Origin of the sequence: Deinococcus frigens DSM 12807 (assembly GCF_000701425.1) — a bacterium.
GTDB lineage: Bacteria > Deinococcota > Deinococci > Deinococcales > Deinococcaceae > Deinococcus > Deinococcus frigens.
The window spans coordinates 1-25,606 of record NZ_JNIW01000054.1; the positions used below are offsets into that span (position 1 = coordinate 1).

Genomic DNA, 25,606 nt, shown 5'->3' on the forward strand with positions numbered 1-25,606 from the left:
AAGGACCTGGGCCTCAAGTACCTGCGTTACGGTCTCCCCTATTACCGCGTTCACCAGGGTCCGGGCAAGTACGACTGGGAATTTTCCGATCAGGTGATGGCCGAGATGAAACGGCTGGAGATCACGCCAATCCTTGATCTGATGCACTTCGGGGTGCCGGACTGGCTGGGCAATTTCCAGAACCCGGAGCTGCCCGTCCATTTTGCCGAGTACGCCGAGGCGGTGGCACGGCGCTATCCCTGGGTGCGGCACTATACGCCCGTCAACGAGATCTACGTGACGGCCAAGGCCAGCGCGCAGGACGGGCTGTGGAATGAACAACTCAAGTCCGAGCGCGGCTTCGTGACGGCCCTCAAGCATGGCGTGGCGGCCAACATCCTGGCTTGCCAGTCGATTGCCCGCGTGCACTCCAACGCCATCATTGTGCTGGCCGAAAGCGCCGAGTACCTGCACGACGGCAGCCCGAAGCCCCGCCGCGAGATCTCGATGCAAAATCGGCTGCGGTTTCTCTCGCTGGACCTGAACTATGCCGTGCCGCCCGATTCGGAGGTCTTGCTGTACCTGATGGACAACGGCCTGTCCCGCGAGGAATACGACTGGTTCATGGCCGGAGAGCCGCCGGGCCACCAGATCATGGGCAGCGATTATTACGGCCACAACGAGAAGATCATCAAGCCCGACGGCAGCACCATAATCGGTGAGGATGTGTTCGGCTGGTATCAGATCGTCAAGGGCTACTACGAGCGCTATCAGAAGCCGGTTTTCCACAGTGAAACCAATGTCGCCGATCTCAAGCAGGCGCCGATCTGGTTATGGAAGCAGTGGCTGAACGTGCTGCGCATGCGTCAGGAAGGCACCCCGGTGGTGGGCTTCACCTGGTACAGCCTGACCGACCAGATCGACTGGGACATCGAGCTTGCTGAGAAGAAAGGGACCGTCAACACCAACGGCCTGTATACCCTGGACCGCAAGCCCAATCCGGTGGCTCACGCCTACCGCGAATTGTTGGAAAACTATGGGCAGATCACGGTCTCGCCGCACAGCGAACTGTTCGAGATTACGGATCAGGCCGCCCGGCTGAAGATTGAAGTGTAGCTCAACTGACCTCCTGCCTTGCTTTTCTCGCAAGCAGCACCGGGAATATTTCGAGGTCTTCCTCGATCTGCTGCTCAATGGTTCTGACAGGTCTCTGCCGCAACGGGCGGCTGTCAAATCCCCCTCAGTGCTGAGCCGCTTCCTCAATCATGCCACCTGGAGTACCCGTCAGCTCTGCCGGGCGATGCGTCGACACGCTCTCCACACATTGCAGGATCGGTGGCGATAGCGACCCCACCGGCGCCACAGGCTGGAACTCCTGGTCCACCTCACAAGTTTGGAAATGACTGGCAAGTTCGCTGAACTTGCTGCCTGGGTTCACACCTTCAACAGCGTCCACGGTGTCCACTTGGTGGTGGTGGAGGGCACCAAATTCCGCGGGCGAGGAGCGCAGTGATTCAGGGAACATCGGCGGCGAAGTCGACGCATCGCATCATGTTCCCCAATCGCCTTGAGACGGTGTTGCCCCCGCTTTTTGGTGCTCTCCAAGGTAGGTCAAAAGCCGACGGGATGGAGCCAAGCGTCAATACCAAGAAGGTGAGAGGTCGCGGACGCCACGGGGCCGGTGACGTCCTGAGTTCAGGATGCTGCGGGGTTCGGGCGGCACGGTGTTGGGCCGCCAACACACGCTACACCGGGAGGGGGTCACAGTGAACGGCAGGAAGGACTGCTTCCCTGGAGGTTCACCATGACAATTACGCCTGCCCCTGCCGCGCGCCTGCCCCTGCCTGCCCTCGACCTGAGCGGCCTGGTGGTGATCGACTTCTGGGCCCCCTGGTGCGGCCCGTGCCGCGCCCTGACGCCCGTGCTGGAACAGCTCGCCGCAACCGGACAGGTCCGGCTGGTGAAGGTCAATCTGGATGACCACCCGGAGCTGGTGGGTGTCCTGGACATCCACGCGATCCCTACGCTGATCCTGGCGCAGGACGGCACCGAGCTCGCCCGCCAGGTGGGCGCCCTGACCTACCCCCGCCTGCAGGACTGGGTCGATGAGCACCAGGGAGCGCCGGCATGACCAGCGCCCTGGTGATCGGGGCCGGGCAGGCAGGAGGCCCGCTGGCCGGAGCACTCGCGCGGGCCGGGTGGGACGTGACGCTGGTGGAACGCGTGCATGTGGGCGGTACGTGCGTGAATGAGGGCTGCACCCCCACCAAGGCCATGCTGGCCAGCGCGAAGGCCGCGCACGTGGCCCGGAGTTCTGCGGCGCTGGGCGTCCACGCGCAGGTGCAGGTGAGCCTGCCGGAGATCGTCGACCGGGTGCAGGGCATCGTGAAAACCTTCCGGGACGGCAGCGCCGCCGGCCTGAAGAACGCTGGCGTGACCCTGGTGTATGGGGTGGCGCGCTTCACGGGCGTGCGGGAGGTGGACGTGACCCTGCAGGCCGGGGGGCGCACCACCCTGAGCGCCGACTACGTCTTCATCAACACTGGCACCCGCCCGAGGTGGCCGGAGGTGCCCGGCCTGGACGTGGTGGGCGCGATGACGTCAGACGCCCTGCTGCACCTGCGGGAGTTGCCCGCCCACCTGTTGATCCTGGGTGGTGGGTACATCAGTCTGGAATTCGCGCAGCTGTATGCCCGCCTGGGCAGCCACGTGACGGTGCTTGAGGCCGGGCCGCGCCTGCTGCCCCGTGAGGATGCCGACGTCGCAGACGCGCTGCGGCGGGTGCTGGAAGATGAGGGTGTCACTTTTCACCTGGGCGCCCAGGCGCTGGAGGCCACACGCCTGGGTGACGAGGTCAGCGTGGCCTGGCGGGATGCAGGCGGCGTCACGGCCGAGGTGAGCGGCTCGCACCTGCTGGTCGCCGTGGGGCGCGAACCAAACACCCATGCCTTCAACGCCAAGGCGACCGGTGTCGTGCTGGACGGTCACGGGTACGTTCAGGTCGACGAGCACCTGCGGGCTGCGGAGGGGGTCTACGCCTTGGGGGACGTCAAGGGTGGCCCGGCCTTCACGCACATCTCCTACGACGACTACCGCATCGTGCGTGACGCGCTGCTCAGCGGCGTCCAGCGCAGCCACACCGAGCGGCCTGTGCCGTACACGCTGTTCACCGATCCGCAGCTGGGCCGCGTTGGCATGACGCGCCAGGAAGCCTTGCACAGCGGCCGGGCGGTGCGTGTCTACACCCTGCCGATGAGCCGCGTGGCCCGCGCCATCGAGACGAACGCTACGGCTGGCCTGATGCGCGCTGTGGTCGATGACGTCACCGATCAACTGCTGGGGGCTACGGTGCTCGGCCCGGAAGGTGGGGAGGTCATGAGCGCCCTGCAGCTCGCCATGATGGGCGGCCTGAGCGCCCACACCCTGCGTGACGCGACGCTCGCCCACCCGACGCTGAGCGAATCCATCAACAACCTCTTTATGGGTCAGCCGGAACGGCTCGGCGCTCCATCCGCCCCACTGAATTGACCGGGAGGGGAGTCCATGCGGTGTGCGCATGGGGTGGGAGGGATCGCTGTGCCCCCGTGCTGGGCATCACTCCTCACGTATCTTCAGTTCATCTTGGGTGCGGAACCCCAGCGGCGGAGGAAACCATGTCCAGGCAAACACCCCCACCCACGCCAGTTCATCCTTACCGCTGTGCGGCCCTCTACGCCGGGACTGAGCCCGTGCCCACCGTGACCGCCGCGCAGATGACCGAGGTGGACCGCGCCATGGTGCAGGACTACGGCATCAGCCTGCTGCAGATGATGGAAAACGCTGGCCGGGCGCTGGCCGGGCGCTGGCCGGGCAGGCATGTCGCCAGTTGGGCGGCTCGGTCGCGGGCCAGCGCATCACGGTGCTGTGCGGGGCTGGCCACAATGGCGGTGGTGGTCTGGTCGCGGCCCGCCGCCTGCAGGATTGGGGCGCGCAGGTAGACGTGACCCTGGTGCGTCATCCAGACGAGTACCACGGCGTTCCGCAGCATCAGCTGCGGATCCTGCAAGCCCTCCATCGTCCAGTTCGCGGTGCCGGGCTGCCGTCCTCCAGGGCGTCGATGATCATCGACGCCCTGATCGGGTATGGCCTGAACTGTGCCCCCCGGGGTCGTGCGGCCGACCTAATCCACTGGGCCAATGACCAGGCCGCGCCCATCCTGGCGCTGGACACCCCCTCTGGAGTGGAGGTCAGCGATGGCCAGGTCTTCCGGCCAGCCATCCACGCGGCGGCCACTCTGACCCTGGCCCTGCCCAAGCGGGGGTTCCTGCATCCCGAGGTGCAGCCCCTGCTGGGAACGGTGCTGCTCGCAGACATCGGCGTGCCGCCGGAACTGTATCTCCGGCTGGGCCTGCAGGTGCCCGGCATGTTCACCAGACAGGACACCGTGACCCTGAGCTGTCAGCGGGGTTCAGATCCTTCTGGCGGTGCATCCCCCGCGACGTGAACCTCGGTACGCGAGTCTGACACCGCGCCGCTGAACTGCACGCATACATCGAAAGTGCCGTGCAGGGCGGTCATAACCAAGTGTCTCAAGTCGATACTGGCCAGATTCATCTGGGCCACCTGAGCTACCCTGGCAAACTGCTGCTCGCGGCTGCCCAGCCGCAGGATCTTCTGGTCAGCCGCGTCACGGCCACGTGCGCGCACCAAAAGCGTATGGGTCATGTCTGGTGGCGAGGTCCTGAACGCAACGGAGTGTGGATGCCGGTCAAATCCCGTGATCCGGCCGATGACAGGATGGCCGGCGGTAAACCGGATTGATCCCGCACTGGCCGCTTCGTTGAGCGCCCCCTAGCCACGTTGCACCCGGTCGACGGCTTCCTTCAGGTGGCCGGCGTCCTGCTTCGGTCTCGGATACGGCGCCGTGTGGTGGATGCTGGGCCAGGGCCCGCAGTTCGCCCAGGCGCTGAGCGCCCAGAACCTGCTCAGTCTGTTCGGCCACCTCCTCTACGGCGCTGTGAATAGGTGGCCTGCACGTGCCCTTCTTCAGGCTTGATCCTGCCCTGAATCCGCGGGTCGCGTAGGGTGAGCGCCATGACCCTGACCCAGCGGCTCCTGAGCCTAATGCGCCTGCGCCCCACGCCCACCGGCGTGTGGCACCTGACTGGCACCCGCTGGAGCGCCGGCCTGACCGACGAGGACATGCAGCAGATCGGGGCGGTGTGTCCGCCCCGCCCGTACCGCAAGGGGGAGCGCATCTACCGCGCGGGAGAACCCGGCGGGACGCTGCATATCCTGCTCGACGGCCACGTGAAACTCAGCCGCACTGGCATGCTCGGGGGTGAGCGCGTGATCACCGTGTGCGGCCCGGACGACTTCTTCGGGGAGAGCTTCCTGACGGAGATGACCACCACCCAGGCGGACGCCATGTGCCTGTCCGACCGCGCACTGATCTGCCCGATCACCAGGGAGCAGTTCCTGGAGATCACGCGGCGCGTGCCCACGGTAGCGGTTCTGCTGGCCAGCATCCTGGCCACGCGGGTACATGACCTGCAGACGCGGCTGGAGTCTCTCTCGCAGCCCGTGCAGGTGCGGCTCGCACACGTGATGCTCGACCTCACTTACCGCTTCGGGAACGAGACGGAAGCGGGCCACTACGACCTTCACCTGGATTTACGGCATGAGGAGATCGCCAGCCTCGCCCACGCCAGTCGCGTGAGTGCCACGCAGGCCATCAGCGCGTGGCGGGCCAAGAAGCTCGTGCTCGGCACGCGCGGCCAGTACCGCGTGAACGCCAGCGGCCTGGAACGCCTGATCGAGGAGTTGCAACTCGACGCCCTGCGGTAGGTTCTCCCCTCTGGGTGGGTGCGCTGACGGGGCGCGGGATTCCCTTCTACTCTCAGGAGGAGAGGCGAGTCTCCCCCGGGCTCCTGTCGCTGATTGTCACGCGCTCGCCTGGCCCCATCAAGATTGAGCCCTTCAACGGATGGAGTTGCCCCACGCCGTCATGTCAAGCAAGGCCGATCTGGGGCCGAGCGCCAGGCCTGGAATGCCACATTGGGGGCCATGACCAGCCAACCTGCCTGCATCTGCCCTGGAACGAAAGGTCAAGCCGATCACCATCGTGCCTGGCTGCCATCGACTGGAGCGATGCCGTCAGTACGGCGGGGTCTGAAGGTGATGACCCAGGCTCTCGACCTGGCTGCCGGGAAGACCGTGTGCCCCAGCAGACTTTCCCCTGCATCCGTCAGGGCTGCTCCCGTCAGGTCACCTCCTGACGTGCGGCCCGCTGGCCCTGATCCTGAAGCAGGGTGGCTACCAGCGCCGTCCAACCCGTCTGATGTGACGCACCCAGGCCAGCCCCGGTCTCCCCATGGAAGTACTCGTGGAAGGCCAGCAGGTCGCGCCAGTGTGGATCGTGCTGGTACCGCTCCCTCGCGCCGAAAACGGGCCGCGATCCAGCAGCGTCCCGGGTGAATAGCCCAGTCAGACGCGCGCTGAGGCCATCGGCCACCCCGCCCAGCGTGCGGAACTGACTGCTGGCGCTCGGATACTCCACCAGGAAGTCGTCGCCGTAATACTGCTGAAAGGTGCGAAGGCTCTCGATCAGCAGCACGTTGATTGGAAACCACACCGGGCCGCGCCAGTTGGAGTTCCCGCCGAACAGATCCGAGCGGGACTCAGCTGGCTCGTAGCCCACGCGGTGCCGGTGGCCGTCCACGAGCAGTTCGAAGGGGTGTTCCAGATGGACGCGCGACAGAGAGCGGATACCACCGGGCGAGAGGAACTCCTGCTCGTCGAGCATGCGGTAGAGCACCCGCTTCATGCGGTGCCCGCGGGCCAGGGCCAGCAGGTGCCGGTTCCCCAGTCCCGGCTCGTCCCAGCGGGAGATGAGCGCCGCGAGGTCCGGATGGGTGCGCAGGAATCGGTCGACCCGCCGGCCAAACTGTGGCACGCGGGCCAGGTCGCCGGGCTCCAGGGTCGCCACGGCGAGCAGCGGAATCAGGCCCACCATCGACCGCACCCGCAGCCGGGTGCAGCCACCATCCGGGCGCTGTACCTGGTCGTAGTAGAACTCGTCACTGTCATCCCACAGGCTCATGCGGGTCTCGCCCAGTGCGTTGAGGGCCTGGGCGATGTACAGGAAGTGTTCGAAGAACTTGGTGGCGATGTCCGCATAAGCGGGGTTGTCCTGCGCAAGTTCCAGACTGATCTGGAGCATGTTCAGGCAGAACATCCCCATCCAGGCGGTGCCGTCCGCCTGCTCCAGGTGTCCGCCGCCAGGTAGCGGCGCGCTGCGGTCGAACACGCTGATGTTGTCCAGGCCGAGAAATCCGCCCTGAAAGACATTGCGCCCGCCGCTGTCCTTGCGGTTGACCCACCATGTGAAGTTCAGCAGCAGCTTGTGGAATACGCGTTCCAGGAACCCGCGGTCGGCCCGGCCAGTGCGTTCCTGCTCGATCTGGTACACCCGCCACGCCGCCCAGGCGTGCACGGGCGGGTTCACGTCGGAGAACGACCACTCGTAGGCCGGGAGCTGGCCATTGGGATGCTGGTACGTTTCGCGGGTCAGGCGCAGCAACTGGCGCTTGGCCTGTTCCGGGTCGAGCAGGGCGAGTGGGAGAACATGGAAGGCTGTGTCCCAGGCCGCGAACCAGGGGTACTCCCAGGTATCCGGCATGGCGTGCACATCCGCGCCGCTGAGCGTCGGCCAGTCGTGATTGCGCCCCTGCAGGCGCGCGGCCGGGGGGGGTGGCCCGGCCGGATCGCCGGCCAACCACTGCGCGACGTCGTAGCGGTACACCTGCTGGCTCCACAGCAGACCTGCGAAGGCCTGGCGCTGCACATTCCGCTGGTCGTCCGTGAGCGTCGCCGGCTGGAGGGCCGCGTAGAACTCATCCGCCTCCTGCTGCCGCCGGGCCAGCACGGCTGACGCGTCCCCGAATGCGTCGTGGTGGGGCCGGGCGCTGAGTCGGAGCCGCAGGGTGCGGGACACCCCGGCTGGCACGGTCAGCACGAAGTGCACGGCCGCCTTCGAGCCCTCGTCCCGGCGCACCGCCCCTGGGCGCTGATGGATCAGGTGATCGTGCAGTCCGTCCTTGGCGGTGTCCGAGGCGTTCGGGTGGCCGGACAGTCGCAGCGTATTGGTCTCGTTCTCGCACAGCAGCGCCTCGGTCGGCTGGTCCAGAAAGGGCGATGAGGCGGGATCGGCGTAGTGCAGCCAGTACGGACCCAGGGCCGGATGATCGGCACGCAGGCGGCCCGGACCCTCGTGGACGATGCGGCGGCGCTCCTCGCCCGGATGGCCCCACGACCAGGTGTTGCGGAACCACAGGGGCTTAACCTAGCGAAGGTCGAAATTTTGGCCAACCCGGCTACACCGATGGATTGAGGTGGCGAGGGGCATACAGAAACGAGCGTTACCCCGCTAGCCGCGCCACAAACTCCTGAAACCGCCCGCCATCATATTCGGGCGAGCCATGCCCGAAGAGAATCAGCGAAGGCTTCAAAGCAGCCACCTTGCGGGCCGAGGCCCGGTTCAGCGCCGGATTCACCGTAAACAGGCCCAGTGGCTCGGCCAGCCCAGGTTGAAGGTTGGTCATGTTGGTGTTGCGCAGAACGTCCCCCTGAATGAGCACCCTGTCACGCTCCCGGAAGAATGAGGCGTGGCCTGGCGTGTGTCCAGGCGTCTCGATGACCGTGAAGCCCGCCACGTCGTCCCCCTCAAGCAGCGGACGGTTTACCAGGTCACCCGGTCCCGTCAGAAAGCGCTGCTGAAAGCGGATCATGGGATGCTCAGGACGGGGAAACTGGGTGTCCATCCGGCCTGACTCGGCAGCAGCCCGGTCCCCAGGCTTCGACAACCCTAAAACTGAAAAGTGGCATTAGTCAGACAAATTACAATCTAGGCCGGGAGAATGGTCAACCCTAAGCCCCGTTATGTCTGCACGCCCACTTGGAGAAGGCCACCGCTGACGGCCTGACATGAGCGAAGAACCACCGGATCAATGAGGGTCTGTACGAACGCTTTGACCAAAGGCGTATGTGACAGGGCAGGCAGCGCGACTACAGCAATCTTGCGCTTGAGCGGTTCGGGCAGTTGCCGGATTTGAACGCCGCCTGGCAATGGCTCGGCGGCGAGCCTGGGAAGTATCGACACGCCGAACTCGTGAGCCACCATCGAGAGAATGACGCTGTCGTCCTCGACCTGCGCCACATGCTGAAAGGTCTGCTCGTGCCGATGCCAGTAGTCGCGCACGGTCGGTGCGCCGGTTTCGTTACACAACAAGAAGGGCAGAGCCAACAAGTCAGGCCACGACGCCTGTTCAGCCATGGGCGCGCCACCTGACGGGAAAATGGCCACCCAATCGTCGGTGGCAAACTCCTGCACATCCAAACGGTCGTGTGCAGGTGGCGTGAGGATGCCCACGTCCGCCCGACCTTCGAGGATGGCGCGTTCAATGCCGCGCTCTTCGCCTTCAAGGCTCTGAAGCTCTACGCGCACGGCGGGGTGCCGCTGCCGAAAGGCCGCGATCATATCGGGCAGCACGTGCGTGGCGACGCTACGGAACGAAGCGACGCGAAGCGTACCTTGCAACGCCCCGCGTGCGCGGTTCGCTTCTTCCAAAAGCGCGGCGTTGAGCCGCAGCATCACCCGGGCGTGTTGGGCCACGCGTTCACCCAACGCGGTTGGTCGGGCACCCGCGCGTCCCCTTTTCACCAGGCGTTCGCCCAGGTGGTTCTCCAATTGCGCGAGGGCATGACTGACGGTGCTTTGCGCGACGTCAAGGGCGGCGGCGGCGTCGGTCAGGCTGCCCTCATCCACAATCGCCAGCAGGATGCGCAGTTGCACGAGTGTTGGGGCCGACATGGCGGAGACTACCACATACATCGAAATTATCGATGTGAAAACGCTATTCTCGCTGACACATCGGTTGGTTATGAATGTAGCGACAGGGTAGGGTGACCTATGGACTTCAGGAGGCCCGATGCTATACACACCGCTCACCACTGCTCTGGGACTTCGCGTTCCGCTGGTCAGCGCTCCCTTCAGCGTCGCCACGCCCGCCATGGTTGCGGCGGTCAGCAATGCGGGGGCGCTGGGATTGTACTCCGTGACGTGGCGAACGCCTGACGCGATCCGCGCTCGCCTCACCGACATCCAAGAGCGCACGCCCCACCCATTCGGGGTCAATCTGGTGTTGGAGTGGGATATGCGCGAGCGGCTTCAGGTCTGTTTGGAAGCGGGCGTGCGTGTGGTGTCGCTGTGGTGGGGGAACCCAGAACCCTACATTGACATGGCGCATGAGGCCGGCGCGAAGGTCTTGTTCACCGTCGGCAGCGTGGCTGAGGCGGAGCGCGCCGTGCGAGCAGGCGCGGATGTGATCGTCGCGCAGGGGTGGGAAGCGGGCGGGCACGTTCGCGGCCAAATGACCACCTTTACGCTGCTGCCGCAGGTTGTGGACGCGGTCGACGTGCCCGTCATCGCAGCGGGTGGCATCGGCGACGGGCGGGGACTCGCGGCAGCCCTCATGCTTGGAGCGAGCGGTGCCTGGATCGGCACACGCTTCCTCATGGCTGTGGAGGCAGCGGTGCATGATGACTACCGCGAGCAATTGCGGCGCGCCCAGGGCGATGACACCACCCACACATGGCTCTTTAACGAAGGTTGGCAAGGCCCACACCGTGTCTTGCGCAACAGCACAGTGGAGGCCTGGCAAAACGCGGGCGAGCCGCCGGTGGGACAGCGTCCTGACGAAGGCGAAACTATCGCGTGGACTGCAACGGGTGAACCCCTCAACCGCTACGACTTCAACAGTCCTGCCGCCAACATGATCGGCAATCTGGAAGCGATGGCCTTGTACGCCGGGCAATCCGTGGGGCTCATCTCATCCGAACAGCGGGCGCAGCCTGCCGGCGAGATCGTGACTGACCTCTTTGGAGAAGCGCGGCGCGCCCTCAACCGTGCGGTTCACTTGCTTCCCTGACATCCACTTCTCACTTCCGTCGACCGACACCGGGGCCGTCTGCTGCACCTCGGATCCTTCTCCGGTGTCTTTCTCAACAAGGAGTTGTTATGACCACCTCGCCAGACCGGACGGTTCCCCTTCGCCTCGTCCTCGCCGGCCTCATGCGCCGCTATCAAGAGCGGGTGCCCGAAGTGGGCGGCATCCTCTCCGACATGATCCGTGAAGGCCTGATTCGACACGAGCGCGAGATTGAGAACGACCACATTGCATTTCGCACGATGGGCGTCCGGCACCTCGGCATCCGCTCGTTCGAGAAGATCTTCCTCCACTACGGGTACGAGAAGCGCGAACCGTACACCTTCGCGGCCAAGAAACTCGACGCTTATTGGTATAGCCCCCCCGCGCCCGAGTTTCCGCGCATCTTCGTTTCCGAACTGCGTGTGAACGACCTGAGCGATGAAGCGCGCCGCATCATTACGTCGTACACGGACGAGGTCACGAGCGACCCCGTTGACAATCTCGATCTCGACGACGGCGCTCAGGTTGACGAGTTCCTGCACCGGGCCTTGTGGCGCCTGCCCACCTGGGCGGACTACGCGCAAGTGCTCGCTGAGAGCGAGTACGCCGCATGGGTGATCTACAACCGCTATTACCTCAATCACTTCACTGTCAGCGTGCATAACTTGCCCGAAGGGTACGACACCGCCGCAGACTTCAATGCGTTTCTGGAGCGGCACAGCTACACCCTGAATTCGTCGGGCGGCAAGATCAAACAGAGCCCGGACGGGCAACTTCTGCAAAGCTCCACCGTCGCCGAAATGATTCAGGCGACATTCAAAGACGGCGACGTGCACCCCATCAGCGGTTCGTATGTGGAGTTCGCCGAGCGGCGCCCACATCCCGAGTTCGCACACCTTGCCAAAGCGCAACTTCGCCGCGAGCACCGCCGCGAAGGTTTCGAGGCAGGCAATGCCGACAAGATCTTCGAGAGCACCTATAGCGCCCAAACCGCCCAGCGCGGTTCCTGAGAGGATGACATGACCACTACCCGCACCATCCGTACCTTTACGCACCTTATAGGGGGCCGTGAAATTTCGAGCCCCACCACCTTCGTCTCACGCAATGCCAGTGACCTCGCCGACGTGCTTGGGGTCTTTCCGCAGGCCACAATTGAACAGGTGCGCGGCGCGTGTCTCGCAGCCAAAGACGCGTTCCACAGGTGGCGCCACACGCCCGCCCCGGTGCGCGGCGACCTGATCGGCAAAATCGGCACCGCGATCGAGCGTGAGAAAGAACACCTCGCTTATTTGGTCACCCGCGAAATGGGCAAGACCCTCAAAGAAGCGCGCGGGGATGTGCAGGAGGCCATCGACACCTGCCACTTTTTCCAAAGCGAGGGTCGGCGCCTGTACGGGCAGACTGTACCGTCGGAAATGCCGAACAAAGAACTGGCCACCTATCGCCGTCCCCTCGGCGTCGTGGGTATCGTCACAGCGGGCAACTTTCCAGTTGCGGTGCCCGCATGGAAGATTATTCCCGCCCTACTGACCGGCAACACCATTGTGTGGAAGCCCAGCGACGACGTCCCCCTGACTGCCTACGCCTTGGCGCGCCTGATCCTAGAGGCCGGCGTACCGGCTGGGGTGTTCAATGTCGTGTTCGGCCCGGGCCGGAGCGGCGCTGGCGAGCACCTCGTGTCGATGCTCGACGAAGGCCTTCTGCAAAAGATTGCCTTCACAGGCTCAACCGCAGTCGGGCGCAAGATCGGTGAGATCGCCGGGCGCAACCTCACGCACCCCACGCTCGAACTCGGCGGCAAGAACCCCCTCGTGGTAATGCGCGACGCCGATCTGGACAACGCGGTCACAGGCGCCCTCTGGGCGAGTTTCGGTACGGGCGGACAGCGCTGCACCTCAGCAGGCAACGTGCTGCTCGACGCGCCCATCTACGAGGCGTTTCGTGCACGGTTCCTGGCCCGGGTCGCCGAGATTCGGATCGGCGACCCGAACCGCTACGATGACGTGCTCTATGGTCCCTTCATTAACGAGCGCTTCTTCAGAAGCTGGGAGGAACACTACACCTGGGGCGAGACGGACGGCGGCGCACTCCTCTACGGCGCAGGGCGCATCACGACCAAGTCGCGCCCGCCGGGTTTCTGCGGCGATCCCGACACGGCTTTCTTTGGTTGGCCGACTGTATGGGAAGGCGTGAGGCCCGAGATGCGGTTATTCCAAGAAGAGGTGTTTGGCCCGACTGTCAACCTCGTGCGTGTCAACGGCATTGATGAAGCGCTCGAGGTGGCCAATGCCGTTGAATACGGTCTAAGCTCTGCGATTTACACCCAAAACCGTCTCTGGGCGCACCGTTTCAAGGATGATATTCAGGCCGGTATGACGAGCATCAACAACTCCACGACGGGTGCTGAAGCGCACATGCCCTTCGGTGGAGTGAAGGGCAGCGGCAACGGCACGCGCGAAAGCGGCATCTGGGTTATCGAGAACTATACGTACTGGCATGGTGTGAACGACGACGTGAGCGGCGTACTGCAACTCGCGCAGATGGACACCGCCTACGTGGCGCCCGGCGCGCCTTTTCACGTCGCAGACTTGTGCGTGCCCGAGATGCCATGAGCGGCACGGCTACCGCAAATCACCGCTGCGTCGCGCGTGCTCCACACGGCGACGCAGCGCGCACGGAGTTTGTGACGGACCGGGACGTCCTCGCGGGCGTCGCGCATGACGCGGCCTTCGTGCAGGGCGCGGCGAGCGCGCTCGTCACGCCGCACGACGAAACTGGTGTGGCCGCCGCGCTAAGGGGCGCGGCGCACGTGCTGCCCGTCGGGGCGCAATCGTCCCTAACAGGGGGCGCCACGCCGATGGGCGAGGCGGTGTTGAGCCTCGCGCGCTTCACGCGCATCGACCTTCTAGAAAACGGCGTGCGGGTCGGGGCGGGCGTGCACTTGCGTGACCTTCAAGCGGCCCTGGCAGGCGCAAATCGGTACTTTCCTCCCGTGCCGGCCTACGACGGCGCGCAGGTAGGCGGCGCAGTCAGTACGAACGCTGCCGGCCCAGCGACGTTCAAGTACGGTACGGTGCGCGGCTGGGTGCAGGCCATCACAGTGATGCTCGCGGGCGGTGACGTGCTCGACCTGGAGCGCGGGCAGTGCCTCGCCTCTCAGGACGGTCACTTTGAGGTGGTGACCTCACGCGGCACGTTGCATGTGCCAGTTCCAACCTACATCATGCCGAACGTCGCCAAGTGTTCCGCCGGGTATTTTGCGCAGCCCGGCATGGATCTCTTGGATCTCTTCGTGGGTGCTGAGGGTACGCTCGGGGTGATCACAGAGGTGACGCTGGGTACTGTGACACCCGCACCGAAGGTCGCGGTTGCCTTCGTGCCGTGCCGCAGCGAAGCCCAAGCTTTCGCGCTCACCCGTGCTCTACGCGAGGAGGCCTTCCTCGCCCGGGCAGGCGACGAGCTGGGTCTCGACGTGAGCGCTGTGGAATACCTGGACGCTCGCTCGCTCGACCTGGTGCGTGAGGACGGCGCCGACCGCCGCGTACACGTGGCCCTTCCGCCCGGCGCACGCGCCTTGCTCCTCGTGCAGTTTGAGTTGCACGACAAACACGCCACCCAGATGAACGACGATCTCGCGAACGCCCTGTTGGGCGAAGCGGACGACGGACCGGTAGCGCGCCTCGTGCGTCTTCTCGTGCGTTTTGATCTAGTGGATCACGCGGAGATAGCTCCACCGGATGACGCGCGCCGTCGCATGGCCTTGCTTGCGCTGCGTGAGGCTGTCCCCGACGCGGTGAACACCCGCGTGTGCCGCGCGCAGCTCGAGGGACGCGGCGTGGCGAAGGTCGGGGTGGACATGATTGTCCCGTTCGAGCGTCTGGAGGAAGCCACGAACGCATACCGCTCCGCCTTCGAGAGCCGGGGCCTCGACCACGCAATTTGGGGCCACCTATCCGACGGCAACTTGCACCCGAACGTCTTGGCGCGCACACCGGGCGAGGTTGAGGCAGCGCGCAATGCGGTACTCGTGCTGGGCGAAGTCATCATGGCTCTGGGCGGCTGTCCACTCGCCGAGCACGGCGTGGGTCGCAACCTCACGAAGCAGGAGTTGCTGCGGCGCATGTACGGCGACGCGGCTATCTATCAGATGCGGCTCGTGAAGCGCGCCCTCGATCCCGACGGAAAACTCGCACCGGGCAATATATTCACCCAAACCTAAGTGGGGATGGCCTTGTTAGGACTTAACTTAGCTAAGGTCGACATTCTGGCCAACCTCTGGAAGTTCGATGACATCGGCGGAAGCGAGGGTCACAACATGGTTACACCTTCCGCGTACGCTGAGATTGCGCAAACGTTCGTTTTGGCAAGGGTTTAGGTGCCCTGATGGGAAGCGGCTGCCCGCATTGCGAAACTCTGTTGCACAATGATCGGCAACAGCAACACGTTTTCGCAACCCTGGAGGCGCCATGCAGATCGGGTATGCCCGCGTCAGTAAGCAACACGAACAGGACACGGCCGCGCAACTCCGGGCGCTGAAGGAGAGTGGCGTGGAGCGCGTGTTCACCGAACACGCTTCGGGAGGCCGCTGGGACCGACCCGAACTCCACAGGATGCTCGACCAGCTGCGCGCTGAAGACGTGGTCGTCGTCTGGAAGCTGGACCGGCTCAGCCGCAGCCTCAAGGACCTGCTTCACCTGATGGAACTGCTGGGGGAGCGGGGAGTGGGCTTCCGCAGTCTGACCGAGGCCATCGACACCACCACCCCGGCGGGCCGGATGATGATGCAGATGGTGGGGGCCTTCGGCGAGTTCGAGCGGGCCATGATCCGCGAGCGAACCAGGGCCGGACTGGAGCAGGCCCGACTGGAAGGACGTGTTGGAGGCCGCAAACGCAAGCTGCTGCCCCATCAGGAACAGGACATCCGCGAGACGGTGCACTCCGGGCGGCGCACGGCGGCGCAGTGCGCTCGCCTGTTCGAGGTGCATCCCAGCACCATCACCCGGCTCCTCCAGCGTTAGCTGGAACGTGAACCGCGACTGGTCGCCCGAACTGTTGGCACAGCAGTTCACCCTGACGCGTCCAGAACGGGCGTTCCTGGAATTCAAGGGCGAGGTGGGCGCGTTAAGTCTGGCCGCGCTGCTCAAGACCTTCCAGCTTCAGGGCGAGTTTCTGGACCGCCCCCAGGCAGTGCCTGCTGTGGTCATCGACTTCCTGGCCCAGCAGCTCGCGGTTTCCCCGGCGCTCTGGGCTGAGGTGGACTGGTCGACCCGAACCGCGCGGCGTTACCGGGACGAAGTGGCGCACTTCTCCGGGTTCCGGTCCTTCCGGGCACCGGACGAGACCGCGCTGATCGCCCACCTCACGCCCCTGGTCGCCGACCTCAACCCTGACTCGGAGATCCTGAAACAACGGGGCCGGGACTTCCTGCGGGGACAGCGTCTCGTTCCGCCCACGGCGGAACGGCTGGGACGCTGCCTGCGGGCTGCCGTCAGCGGGCAGGAGGAGCGCTGGATTCAGGGAATCCAACGCCAGCTCAGCCCCCAGACCTGCCAGGCCCTGGACGCCCTGATCAGCACCGACGCGGTAGCGGACGACCTGCAACCGCTGCTGGTCATCCGCTCTACGCTGGCCACCCTCAAGGACACCGCCGGGCGGGTCAAGGTGGACACCATCCTCGAAGAACTCGCCAAGCTCACGGAGCTCCGTGCTCTTGGTCTCCCGCCACAGCTGTTTCAGGGGGTCCCTCCCAGAGTTATCCAGCAGTACCGGCGCCGGGCGGCCAGTGAACCGCCCCGCGAAGTGCGCCGCCATCTCGCGCCCCTGCGCCATGTCCTGCTCGCCGCGCTGTGCTGGGAGCGGCTGACCGAGGTCACCGACGATCTGGTGGAACTGCTGATCTCGGTGGCCCACCACATCGGGACCCGCGCCGAGAGCAAGGTGGAGGCGGAGTTGCTGCGGCAACTCCGGCGAGTGCAGGGCAAGAGCGCGCTGCTGTTCAAGCTGGCCGAGGCCGCCCGTACCCAGCCGGAAGGGGCAGTGCGTGAAGTGATCTACCCGGTGGTCCCGGAGACGGTCCTCGACGACCTGATCCGCGAGATGGAGGCCGAGGGCAACTACGACCGCGAGGTGCGCCTGGTCACGCGCAACTCCTACGGTCACCACTACCGCCGGGCCATCTCGCTTCTGCTCGGCGTCCTGACGTTCCGCTGCAACAACGACCGCCACCAGCCGATCATGCGGGCACTGGACCTGCTGACGAAGTACCGCGACCGCCGGACCCTGACCTTTCCCCTGACAGAGGACGTGCCGCTGGGCGGCGTCGTCAAGGACGACTGGCAGGCCCTGGTTCTCGACGATGCCGAGAAGCGCAAGATCAACCGCGTCACCTACGAGATGTGCGTGCTGACCACGCTGCGCGACAAGATCCGCTGTAAGGAGGTCTGGATCGAGGGGGCCGGGCGCTTCCGTAACCCCGACGATGACCTTCCCGGCGACTTCGAGGAGAAACGGGCCGAGTACTACTCGGCCCTGGCACAGCCTACCGCCGTCCAGACCTTCACCGCCCAGCTCCGTACCCGCTTGGAGAGTGCGCTGGACGCACTGGACACCGATCTCCCGTCCAATACCAGGGTCAAGCTGATCGTGTCCAAGAAGGGCAAGGGGCGGCTGTCGATCTCGCCGCTCACCGCTCTCTCCGAACCGCAGAACATCACCGGGCTGGCATCAGCGCTGGTCCAGCGCTGGCCGATGACCAACCTGCTGGACGTGCTGAAGGAGACCGAACTGCGAACCGGGTTCACCGACGCCTTCCACACGGTGGCCGCCCGTGAGGTGCTGAGCCGCGAGGTGGTGCAGCGCCGCCTGCTGCTGTGTCTGCACGGCATCGGCACCAACGCCGGTCTGAAACGGATGTGCAGTGGGGGCGGGGAGGACAGCTTTGCTGACCTCCAGTACATCCGGCGGCGCTACGTCCACAAGGAGCAGCTCCGGGAGGCGATCAGCCGCGTGTGCAACGCGGTCTTCCAGGCTAGAGACGCCGTCCTCTGGGGCGAGGCCACCACCACCTGTGCTTCGGACAGCAAGAAGTTCGGGGCCTGGGATCAGAACCTGATGACCGAGTGGCACGCCCGCTATGGTGGCCCCGGCGTGATGGTTTACTGGCATGTGGAGCAGCATTCGGTGTGCATCTACAGCCAGCTCAAACGCTGTTCGAGCAGTGAGGTGGCCTCCATGATCGAGGGCGTGCTGAGGCACGATACCGAGATGGAGGTGAACAAGAACTACGTCGACACCCACGGCCAGAGCGAGGTGGGCTTCGCGTTCTGCCACCTGCTCGGCTTTCAGCTGCTGCCGCGACTGAAGAACATCAAGCGCCAGAAGCTGTACCGCGCGAACAAAGGCGAGCCGGAAAAGTACGCCCATCTCCAGGCGATCCTGACCCGGCCGATCCAGTGGGAGCTGATCGAGCAGCAGTACGACGAGATGATCAAGCTCGCCACCGCCCTGCGGCTGGGAACGGCGGACGCCGAGAGCATCCTGCGGCGCTTCACCCGCCAGAACGTGCAGCACCCGACGTACCGGGCACTGGCCGAGCTGGGGAAAGCGGTGAAAACCGCTTTCCTGTGCGACTATCTGCGCCAGGAGAGCTTGCGCCGCGAGATTCACGAGGGCTTGCAGGTCATCGAGTCGTGGAACAGTGCCAACGACTTCATCCTGTACGGCAAGGGCGGCGAATTCACCAGCAACCGCATCGAGGAGCAGGAAATTCAGATGCTGGGCCTGCACCTGCTCCAGGTCAGCCTGGTCTACGTCAACACCCTGATGATGCAGCAGGTGCTCGCGGAGCCGGAGTGGCAAGGTCGTCTGACCGGGGCGGACCTGCGGGCCTTGACGCCACTGAAGTGGCAGCACATCAACCCCTACGGCACCTTCACGCTGGACATGCGCGAGCGGCTGCCTCTCAACGGCTAGCTGCCACGGTCGAGTTGGACAAAATTTCGGCCTTCGCTAGGTTAAGCCCCACAGCGTTGGAAGGACGTGGATCTGGGCCGGGCCGGCCGCGCGGTTGTGCAGCGTGACCTGCATCAACAAGTCGTCCGCGTCGGCCTTGGCGTACTCCACCACCACGTCCCAGTAACGGTCGTCATCAAACGCCCCGGTGTCGAGCAGTTCATATTCCGGGTCGTCCCGGCCGCGCTGCGCGTTGCCGTCCAGCAGATCCTGATACGGGTAGGCGGCCTGCGGGTACTTGTACAGCGCCCGGAGGTACGAGTGGGTCGGGGTGGCGTCCAGGAAGCGGTACTCCTCCTTAACGTCCTCACCATGGTTGCCCTCTGGGCCGGTCAGGCCGTAGAGCCGCTCCTTGAGAATAGGATCCTGGCCGTTCCAGAGGGCCAGCGCCAGGCACAGCTCCCCCTGGTCGTCGCTGAGTCCGAGCAGGCCGTCCTCATTCCAGCGGTAGGCCCGTGACCGCGCGTGATCGTGCTCAAAGGCCTGCCAGGCTTCTCCGGCCGCGCTGTAGTCCTCGCGCACGGTGCCCCAGGCCCGCTCGGCCAGATATGGCCCCCAGCGTTTCCAGGGCACACCACCTTTTCGGGCTTCTTCCAGACGCCTTTCTTCGGCCGTGGGCGCAGTCATCTCAGGGCCTCCTCCGGGCAGAGTCACCGTGCCGGTGACCCCAGGCTGTATGCGGGAGTTCGGGTGATCGCGGCGCCGCCGGGGTGGCCCTGAGCCGAACCCCTCCTGATGGGGTCAGGGCAGAACGGTACGGACGGTGACTTGCACGCTGTTGCCACCGCTCAGCTCGAACGTTGGGGCGTAATCCCCGGGCTTGCTGCCCGTGGTGAAACGCACGGGGAGGAGTCCCGCCACGGGCTCTGTGGTGCCGTACCCGTTCAGTTGCCCCGACAGGATGGGGGCACCATTGCCACGCACTGGGCTCTGGGCGCTCTGTCCCGTGGCCCCGGACGGCGCCTTTCCGATGATCCCGCCCACGACCTCATCGCCGGGCAAGGTGAGGATTCCGTCGCCATTGACGTCCCGCACCAGCAGACCACCAGTGTACCTCGGGTACTGGTTGGGCTGGGCCGGCATTACCCCAACCCCGTTCAGGGGGGCGCCGCCCCGCCACAGCAAAAAGCCCAGCAGCGCCGGGGCCGGCCGGTTCACGGTCACGGTCTGTCCACTGGCATTCGCACCCCGGGGCAGCAGGAAATTCGTCGTGGCGATACGTGCGGCCGGCACGGCCGCCAGGATGGTGACGGTGCCGCCCGCGGTGCGCGCCGCCGCGCCGGGTGACTCGCGAACCTGAGCAACGATGGGATACGTTCCGGCGCTCGGGTTGCGGAACGCCCCGCCGCGGATGTGGGCCAGGATCTTGACGCCGGGTGCGTCCGGCCCGTCTGTCCTCACTGGGGTAGTAAACGTGATGGTGAGGACGTTCCCGACAGCGCTGGCGACATAACAGCACACGTCGGCCTGTGGCCAGCCGCGCGGCACAGCGACATTGATGGGCCGCTCCGCCACGCGGGTGAAGGCTGACGGCAAGGTAATGGTGATGCTGCCGCCGGTGTCGAAGGCCAGGCCAGGAACCTGCGCGTCACCGGCCTGCGGGAGCGCCAGAATCAGATCCGTGGGGAACGCGGCCACGTTTCCGTCGGTGGTGACCGGTGACGGCGCAATCGTGAGCGGCAGGGCCGCGTCCTGGGCCAGAGCGGACGACGTTGCGAGGGCCATGAGGGTCAGCAGACTGAGGGGAATACGCATAGGACTGCAGGGGGTGCACGGTGGCAGCGGTGAGGACACGATTACGCTCAACTGACGACTTGCCGCGTGGCCACGTTCCTGGCCCGCAGCAGCGCGAAGACGACGCCCAGCACCACGCCGTAGATCACGTGACCCATCAGGCTCATCAGGTTCTGGGTGGTGAAGGCCTGGGCAAACTGGACGCCCATGCCCATCATCAAGGGCATCATCACCAGGGGCCCGAGGACCCACCACACCATGCCGTAGACGGCGCCCTGCCACGCTCCCGCACCGGTTCCTGTGACCCGGTCGCCCAGCAGGAGACCGAAGCCCAGCCCGATGCCGGCGCTGATCACCAGGTGCACCAGGAAGCCGACGGCGGCGCTCTTGCTGCCCACCAGGCTGGCGATCATGGGGAGCATGCCCATCATGGCCATCAGCATGCCGAAGACCAGGCCGCCGGCCAGGCCACCGAGGACACCCGCTTTCACGTTCTGTGTATTCATTGGTCTACCTCCACAGTAAGACTGAGCGATCTCAGCGGAGGTCTGTGTCAAGCCGCCAACACGGTTGAGATGCACCCATTTTCAAGGCCCTGGTTGACGGTTGGCTGATCGCCCTTCCACCCATAATTGGCCTGATGGCCGACACCATTTTCCTCGCGACGATTGCCCTGACCTTCCTGCTTGCAGGATTCGTGAAAGGCGTGACCGGGTTGGGGCTCCCCACAGTGTCATTGGCGGTGCTGACTGCGGTGATCGGCCTGCACCCGGCCATGGCGCTCATGCTGGTTCCGTCCTTCACGACCAACGTCTGGCAGGCCGCCCTCGGTGGAAACTTTCAGGCCATCCTGCGTCGCCTATGGCCATTCCTGCTGACCGCCACCATCGCGATCTGGCTGGGGACGCAGGCCTTGACGCGCGTTCACGGCTCGGTCCTCTCGGCACTGCTCGGTGTCCTCCTGGTGGCTTATGCGGTGATCGGACTGCGTGGCCTGAAGATTGTCATTCACCGCGCATGGGAGGTGTGGACGGGGCCGCTCTTTGGAGCAGTGAACGGTGTACTGACGGGGCTCACCGGGTCGTTCGTGTTTCCCGGGGTGCTTTACCTGCAAGCCATCGGCCTGCCAAAGGACGCTCTCGTTCAGGCGATGGGGATGCTCTTTACCGCTTCAACGGTCGGGCTCGCTTTCGCGCTTGGTGGTCAGCAACTGCTCACCGCGCAGCTCGGCGTTCTTTCGCTCGGTGCTGTCCTTCCGGCCGTGATCGGGATGATGCTCGGTCAGCGGTTGCGGCGCAAGATCATGGAAGGGTTGTGTTGCCTTAACTTGGCCTGCGGCAGACGGAGGGCAGGGGTGGCCTGAACCTCAGGCCACCTCTGCCGCGACGGTTAACCACGTCTGGAACGCTCGTTTCTGATTGCTTTTTCTCACTGCGGCGGAAACACTGGTGCGGGAATGATGGTGGAGATTGATGATCCGGGTGTGCAAGCTCAAGAACGCTTGAGCGCGCTTCCGTCGTCTGAAGCCCTGCTGACTTCGCTCTTGTCGCCGTGTGAATCGATGTTCCTGCTCAATCAGATTGTTACAGCGGGCTGTGGAGACGACCTGCTGGTGGTCGACCTCGGCCAGGCTCGGGATCTCCCGAATCGCGGCTCCATAACTGCGCAGCCCATCGGTATGAATGACCTCTGGGACGTCATATTCGCCCAGTAGTCTGGTCAGGAAGGTCTTCGCGGCCTCGGTATCGCGGTGGTGCTGAAGCAGGACGTCCAGCACGTACCCGTGCTCGTCGACCGCACGCCACAACCAACGTCGGACGCCATCAACGCTCGTACAGACCTCGTCCAGATGCCACCGAGAACCCCGGCGGGGTTCTCGGTGACGAAGATGTTCAGCGAACAGCGGACCGAACTTGATGCACCACTCGCGCAGCGTCTCATGACTGACCTGGATGCCGTGCTGGTGCAGCAATTCCTGGACGTCCCGATAGCTCAAGGGAAAGCGGTGGTACAGCCACACGGCGTGCTGGATGATCGTCATCGGGAAGCGGTGGCGGTAGGGCGTTCCTTCGGTCACGATGGTGAGCCTACCCCAATCCGGTTAAGGCAACACAACCCACAACTCCAACTCTCGAAGCGCAACAAGTCAATCAGGTTGAGGCGCAGCAGGTTCGCGCTTACGGTCAGGCCTGCGCCACTGCGACACTGATCAAGCTGATCGAAAACGCGGCCAACGATTATGGTTTCATCACTGCGGGAGCCACCTGCACCAATGAATTTCTCGGCTTCGACGCGCTGCCCGCATCGAAATACGTCCGCAGCACGCGCCTTGCCGCCAGCCCTGACCTGACTGCTGTCACTGTGTCTGTGCGCAGCAAATCCCGCAAGCTCTTCATCACCACCATGGACACCGACGGCAACATCCTGTTTCAGACTCCCTAGCACGAGCGCGCACCACTCAGACGATGCCGCACCTTACCGGGTTACTGGGGCGGTTTGTGGAGGAGTAGCAACGCTCTGAAATTTTTAGAGGACTGCGGCGGGGAGTCAAATCACCCTGGAAGGCTGCCTTCAAGGCTGACAGTTGGCGGTGCGAACCACCTCGTCCACCTTTCGGACTTCCTGACCGTCACGCCGCTCCTGGAGGTAGTACCCCAGGATCAGTCGGCCTGTCTGATCCCGCGAAAAATTGAGCACCGCGTTCTGATTGTTGGGCTGGCCGTCCCGTGGCGCGCCGAGTACCCAGGTGTAGCCCGCGCGGACCCCCAGCGTATCGTTGTCATCGGTCACAAAGGCCCGCTGACCGCCCGCCGTGCCAATGCGGGTGTTGACCCAGTAGATTCCCCCAGGGCGAGGCCGGAACGAAACGCCGTTGAGGCCGTCCAGGCCGGGGCCACCGCGCAGATAAACTTGCCCAGGCACCGCTTCGACGGTCATCAATGTGATGGTGCTGCACCCAAGCACCGTGATGTTGCGGCGGGCGGTTCGGAGGCGCTGGTACTCCGCCTCGCTGATTCCAAAGCGGGCGTCATAGGGGAGAGGATCACCAGTGGGGGTCTGCTCGAACAGTTCCAGATACCAGTCTGGCCGGTCCTTGATCACTTCCAGGACGCGGGCCTCAAGGGCCAGAACATCGTCTGAAAAGGCGATTTTCAGAATCTCGACGGTATTTTTGCTAGGAGTGAGCAGCGAGGACACGGGCGGCACGTCAGGCAAAGTGGCCTGTCCATAAGCGTGACCGATCAGCAGCGCGGCGGCCAGCATCCAAGGGGTGCGTAACACCGGCCCATGATAGGGAACCGGGGCATGACCAGCTCAGCCCCGCTGGTCATGCCCCTAGAGGTACTTGTAAAGAGTCTGTCGCGTGATCCCCAGTTCCCTTGCCACAGCCGTCTTCTTCATTCCCCGGTTCAGCCAGACTTTGGCGATCTCTAGGCGCTCTGGCGTGACCACGCCCGGTTCCCCCGGCGGCATGGGCGGCAGCTCCAGCGTTCTCGGATCGACGTTCCACTGCACGTCCTCAACCCGCACCCCCAGCACTTCGGCGATCTTGATGGCCCGGCTGACCAGCGGCTCAGCGCGGCCATACAGATAATTGCTCGCCTGAGCAATGGACACGTCCAGGGCATCGGCAAATTCTTGCACGCTCAGGCCACGCGCCTTGCGCCACTCCATCATCGTTCTTGTCTTCGTTTCCACTTTTGGCATAAACTGACACCTGCTTCTTTTCCTTGTCCGGGAGAAGTCACCCCTTCCACCCTGGGAGGGGTGTTTCGTTTTCCCTGGAGTCAGAGTACAGGCTGCGGCGGCCTGAGCGTCAGCCAGCGCCAGACCATCAGCATAAGGGGGGAAAGGCTCTGGCTTTGATGTTCTGGAATTCATGACAAACCTCCCATCAGCGAGCTGGCCCGGTCAGGAGCGGGACGAGGACTCCAGCATATCCAGAGTCGAATTCACGCCTTGCTGTTTCGCCTTACCGGATAGCACAGGCGATGCGCTGGAGTTGCCGGGGCAACTGCCTCAGCGATGGAAGCATTATCCAGAGTGATCTTGTCGGTCAGCCCGCCGGTCCACCAGCAAAAGTGCATGCCACCTGGCCCGGAACCGGTTCGCCGCCGATGTCACATCGCTCGCCGCGTAAACGACTCCCAGCACATCTGGGATGCGTACAAATTATAGTAATAAAAATAGTATGTCAATAGTTTGGGATAAATTATTGGAGCCCAATCCATGCCTAAAACGTGAAAGGGGAGATCTCCCCTTCCACAGTTCTGCCAAGGTAATCCTTTGATTCTCTAGAAATACGCGGTTCTTTCGGACCGCAAATGCACGCTGACTGCACCTTTACAATGGGAAAAGGTCTGCAATATTGCCCAGAGTCGCTGGCAATCTGGGCCGACGCCAATCTCTGTTTCTGGGTTCAACGCGGGTCATGATTCGCTGAGCGGTCTGCCCAGCGTGGAGTCGGGGAACGACGTTCAAGCGTGCAGAGATGAGATCCGCCGCCTCACTGGCTGCGTCAGCAGTGACGTGATGGCTGGCGGCCTGACAAATTTTATGAGTGCGGACGAAAAACGAGTTGCCAGCCGACTTCAAGGGTGGTTTGAGGGGGGGCATGAAGGCGTTTCCGCTGACCTGGTGGTTCAGGGTCAGGCCCGCCCTGGAGCGTCAGGTGAGAGAAGATTGCCTGACCACGGCTCAGCGCGTAATGAACCGCCCGGAGACCGATCTTGAGGTAGCTCAGCGCCCGCCGCCAGTGGGGATCGACGTGTCGTCGATCCCCACGCTGCACCACCTCGATACCTTCGGAGACGAGCAGCAAGGTCGCCACCGACAGCACCAGGATCAGGCGCTCCAGACTGGCGGCGTCGCGCAGCCTGGAATCTTCCAACCCGAACAGACCACTTTTCTCGTCC

The 25,606-nt window shown here is 64.3% G+C and carries 23 protein-coding genes and 1 pseudogene; 13 read left to right on the top strand and 11 right to left on the bottom strand.

The genetic code is table 11. From position 1 onward, the window contains the following. The 5 genes from Q322_RS0115530 to Q322_RS22635 form a co-directional block, all read left to right on the top strand. The coding region (locus Q322_RS0115530) for a family 1 glycosylhydrolase (RefSeq protein WP_029478815.1) at positions 1-1,095 on the top strand (1,095 nt) is incomplete at its 5' end. Between the two features lie 688 nt (positions 1,096-1,783). Next, entirely contained in the window at positions 1,784-2,110 is a 327-nt protein-coding gene (locus Q322_RS0115540) for a thioredoxin family protein (RefSeq protein WP_084148035.1), read from the top strand. Then, entirely contained in the window at positions 2,107-3,507 is a 1,401-nt protein-coding gene (locus tag Q322_RS0115545) for a mercuric reductase (protein WP_029478817.1), read from the top strand. The genes Q322_RS0115540 and Q322_RS0115545 overlap by 4 nt, the downstream gene beginning before the upstream one ends. Before the next feature lie 125 nt (positions 3,508-3,632). Then, positions 3,633-3,956: a hypothetical protein gene (locus Q322_RS23915; RefSeq protein ID WP_162176626.1), complete on the top strand. Its 324-nt coding sequence runs from the start codon at positions 3,633-3,635 to the stop codon at positions 3,954-3,956. Beyond that, positions 3,845-4,462 (top strand): NAD(P)H-hydrate epimerase, encoded by a 618-nt coding sequence (locus tag Q322_RS22635; RefSeq protein ID WP_162176627.1) that lies wholly within the window; start codon positions 3,845-3,847, stop codon positions 4,460-4,462. Before Q322_RS23915 ends, Q322_RS22635 begins: the two co-directional genes overlap by 112 nt. On the opposite strand, the gene Q322_RS23500 is transcribed toward Q322_RS22635, so the two are convergent. After that, positions 4,417-4,683: a hypothetical protein gene (locus tag Q322_RS23500; protein ID WP_156953098.1), complete on the bottom strand. Its 267-nt coding sequence runs from the start codon at positions 4,681-4,683 to the stop codon at positions 4,417-4,419. The two genes, Q322_RS22635 and Q322_RS23500, sit on opposite strands and share 46 nt — an antisense overlap. 369 nt (positions 4,684-5,052) lie before the next feature. Between Q322_RS23500 and Q322_RS0115565 the strand changes: the two genes are divergently transcribed. Next, positions 5,053-5,805 carry a Crp/Fnr family transcriptional regulator gene (locus Q322_RS0115565; RefSeq protein WP_051668672.1) on the top strand — a complete coding sequence of 251 codons (753 nt, stop codon included), beginning with the start codon at positions 5,053-5,055 and terminating at the stop codon, positions 5,803-5,805. Positions 5,806-6,220: 415 nt separating this feature from the next. On the opposite strand, the gene Q322_RS0115570 is transcribed toward Q322_RS0115565, so the two are convergent. The 3 genes from Q322_RS0115570 to Q322_RS0115585 form a co-directional block, all read right to left on the bottom strand. Further along, positions 6,221-7,984, bottom strand: a complete 1,764-nt coding sequence (locus Q322_RS0115570) for an MGH1-like glycoside hydrolase domain-containing protein (RefSeq protein WP_156953099.1) — start codon at positions 7,982-7,984, stop codon at positions 6,221-6,223. 394 nt (positions 7,985-8,378) lie between these two features. Next, a complete protein-coding gene (locus Q322_RS0115580) occupies positions 8,379-8,747 on the bottom strand; it encodes an MBL fold metallo-hydrolase (RefSeq protein WP_162176628.1) in 369 nt (122 codons plus the stop codon). Positions 8,748-8,896: 149 nt separating this feature from the next. Continuing rightward, positions 8,897-9,829 carry a LysR family transcriptional regulator gene (locus Q322_RS0115585; protein WP_162176629.1) on the bottom strand — a complete coding sequence of 311 codons (933 nt, stop codon included), beginning with the start codon at positions 9,827-9,829 and terminating at the stop codon, positions 8,897-8,899. A 118-nt stretch (positions 9,830-9,947) separates the two neighbouring features. Between Q322_RS0115585 and Q322_RS0115590 the strand changes: the two genes are divergently transcribed. The 6 genes from Q322_RS0115590 (at position 9,948) to Q322_RS0115620 (ending at position 18,917) form a co-directional block, all read left to right on the top strand. After that, positions 9,948-10,946 (top strand): NAD(P)H-dependent flavin oxidoreductase, encoded by a 999-nt coding sequence (locus Q322_RS0115590; protein WP_029478824.1) that lies wholly within the window; start codon positions 9,948-9,950, stop codon positions 10,944-10,946. A gap of 89 nt (positions 10,947-11,035) precedes the next feature. Beyond that, on the top strand, positions 11,036-11,956 hold the full coding sequence (locus Q322_RS0115595) for a DUF1338 domain-containing protein (RefSeq protein WP_029478825.1): 921 nt from the start codon (positions 11,036-11,038) through the stop codon (positions 11,954-11,956). Positions 11,957-11,965: 9 nt separating this feature from the next. Next, entirely contained in the window at positions 11,966-13,558 is a 1,593-nt protein-coding gene (locus Q322_RS0115600; RefSeq protein WP_029478826.1) for an aldehyde dehydrogenase family protein, read from the top strand. Between the two features lie 71 nt (positions 13,559-13,629). Continuing rightward, positions 13,630-15,165 (top strand): FAD-binding oxidoreductase, encoded by a 1,536-nt coding sequence (locus Q322_RS0115605; protein WP_051668676.1) that lies wholly within the window; start codon positions 13,630-13,632, stop codon positions 15,163-15,165. Positions 15,166-15,412: 247 nt separating this feature from the next. Further along, positions 15,413-15,964, top strand: a complete 552-nt coding sequence (locus Q322_RS0115615; protein ID WP_029478828.1) for a recombinase family protein — start codon at positions 15,413-15,415, stop codon at positions 15,962-15,964. Positions 15,965-15,971: 7 nt separating this feature from the next. Continuing rightward, entirely contained in the window at positions 15,972-18,917 is a 2,946-nt protein-coding gene (locus Q322_RS0115620; protein WP_029478829.1) for a Tn3 family transposase, read from the top strand. A gap of 36 nt (positions 18,918-18,953) precedes the next feature. Here the strand turns inward: Q322_RS0115620 and Q322_RS0115625 are convergent, their stop codons facing one another. From Q322_RS0115625 to Q322_RS0115635, 3 genes are all read right to left on the bottom strand, one after another. Further along, entirely contained in the window at positions 18,954-19,583 is a 630-nt protein-coding gene (locus Q322_RS0115625; protein WP_029478830.1) for a hypothetical protein, read from the bottom strand. 114 nt (positions 19,584-19,697) lie between these two features. After that, complete coding sequence (locus Q322_RS0115630) at positions 19,698-20,711, bottom strand: hypothetical protein (protein WP_029478831.1); 1,014 nt, start codon at positions 20,709-20,711, stop codon at positions 19,698-19,700. A 47-nt stretch (positions 20,712-20,758) separates the two neighbouring features. Further along, entirely contained in the window at positions 20,759-21,196 is a 438-nt protein-coding gene (locus Q322_RS0115635; protein WP_029478832.1) for a hypothetical protein, read from the bottom strand. Between the two features lie 134 nt (positions 21,197-21,330). Between Q322_RS0115635 and Q322_RS0115640 the strand changes: the two genes are divergently transcribed. Continuing rightward, positions 21,331-22,053 (top strand): sulfite exporter TauE/SafE family protein, encoded by a 723-nt coding sequence (locus Q322_RS0115640; protein WP_051668677.1) that lies wholly within the window; start codon positions 21,331-21,333, stop codon positions 22,051-22,053. Between the two features lie 3 nt (positions 22,054-22,056). Here Q322_RS0115640 and Q322_RS0115645 read toward each other — a convergent pair whose 3' ends face one another. The 4 genes and pseudogenes from Q322_RS0115645 to Q322_RS23920 form a co-directional block, all read right to left on the bottom strand. Then, positions 22,057-22,770, bottom strand: coding sequence for an IS6 family transposase (locus Q322_RS0115645; protein ID WP_029478834.1), 714 nt, complete (start codon positions 22,768-22,770; stop codon positions 22,057-22,059). Positions 22,771-23,261: 491 nt separating this feature from the next. Beyond that, the gene (locus Q322_RS0115655; protein ID WP_156953100.1) at positions 23,262-23,972 is read right to left on the bottom strand and encodes a hypothetical protein; all 711 of its coding nucleotides are present in this window, start codon (positions 23,970-23,972) and stop codon (positions 23,262-23,264) included. Between the two features lie 54 nt (positions 23,973-24,026). Then, positions 24,027-24,398 carry a helix-turn-helix domain-containing protein gene (locus Q322_RS22640; protein WP_162176630.1) on the bottom strand — a complete coding sequence of 124 codons (372 nt, stop codon included), beginning with the start codon at positions 24,396-24,398 and terminating at the stop codon, positions 24,027-24,029. 847 nt (positions 24,399-25,245) lie between these two features. Further along, positions 25,246-25,606 (bottom strand): annotated as a pseudogene (locus Q322_RS23920) (transposase); the annotation flags it as partial.

Bases quoted from the DNA above. Each gene is read 5' to 3' on its own strand.
- Q322_RS0115590 (WP_029478824.1), top strand. From the start codon at position 9,948: ATGCTATACACACCGCTCACCACTGCTCTGGGACTTCGCGTTCCGCTG.
- Q322_RS0115600 (WP_029478826.1), top strand. From the start codon at position 11,966: ATGACCACTACCCGCACCATCCGTACCTTTACGCACCTTATAGGGGGC.
- Q322_RS0115625 (WP_029478830.1), bottom strand. From the start codon at position 19,583: ATGACTGCGCCCACGGCCGAAGAAAGGCGTCTGGAAGAAGCCCGAAAA.
- Q322_RS0115565 (WP_051668672.1), top strand. From the start codon at position 5,053: ATGACCCTGACCCAGCGGCTCCTGAGCCTAATGCGCCTGCGCCCCACG.
- Q322_RS22640 (WP_162176630.1), bottom strand. From the start codon at position 24,398: ATGCCAAAAGTGGAAACGAAGACAAGAACGATGATGGAGTGGCGCAAG.
- Q322_RS0115640 (WP_051668677.1), top strand. From the start codon at position 21,331: ATGGCCGACACCATTTTCCTCGCGACGATTGCCCTGACCTTCCTGCTT.
- Q322_RS0115630 (WP_029478831.1), bottom strand. From the start codon at position 20,711: ATGCGTATTCCCCTCAGTCTGCTGACCCTCATGGCCCTCGCAACGTCG.
- Q322_RS0115595 (WP_029478825.1), top strand. From the start codon at position 11,036: ATGACCACCTCGCCAGACCGGACGGTTCCCCTTCGCCTCGTCCTCGCC.
- Q322_RS0115580 (WP_162176628.1), bottom strand. From the start codon at position 8,747: ATGATCCGCTTTCAGCAGCGCTTTCTGACGGGACCGGGTGACCTGGTA.
- Q322_RS0115585 (WP_162176629.1), bottom strand. From the start codon at position 9,829: ATGTCGGCCCCAACACTCGTGCAACTGCGCATCCTGCTGGCGATTGTG.
- Q322_RS0115615 (WP_029478828.1), top strand. From the start codon at position 15,413: ATGCAGATCGGGTATGCCCGCGTCAGTAAGCAACACGAACAGGACACG.
- Q322_RS23500 (WP_156953098.1), bottom strand. From the start codon at position 4,683: ATGACCCATACGCTTTTGGTGCGCGCACGTGGCCGTGACGCGGCTGAC.
- Q322_RS0115545 (WP_029478817.1), top strand. From the start codon at position 2,107: ATGACCAGCGCCCTGGTGATCGGGGCCGGGCAGGCAGGAGGCCCGCTG.
- Q322_RS0115540 (WP_084148035.1), top strand. From the start codon at position 1,784: ATGACAATTACGCCTGCCCCTGCCGCGCGCCTGCCCCTGCCTGCCCTC.
- Q322_RS0115635 (WP_029478832.1), bottom strand. From the start codon at position 21,196: ATGAATACACAGAACGTGAAAGCGGGTGTCCTCGGTGGCCTGGCCGGC.
- Q322_RS23915 (WP_162176626.1), top strand. From the start codon at position 3,633: ATGTCCAGGCAAACACCCCCACCCACGCCAGTTCATCCTTACCGCTGT.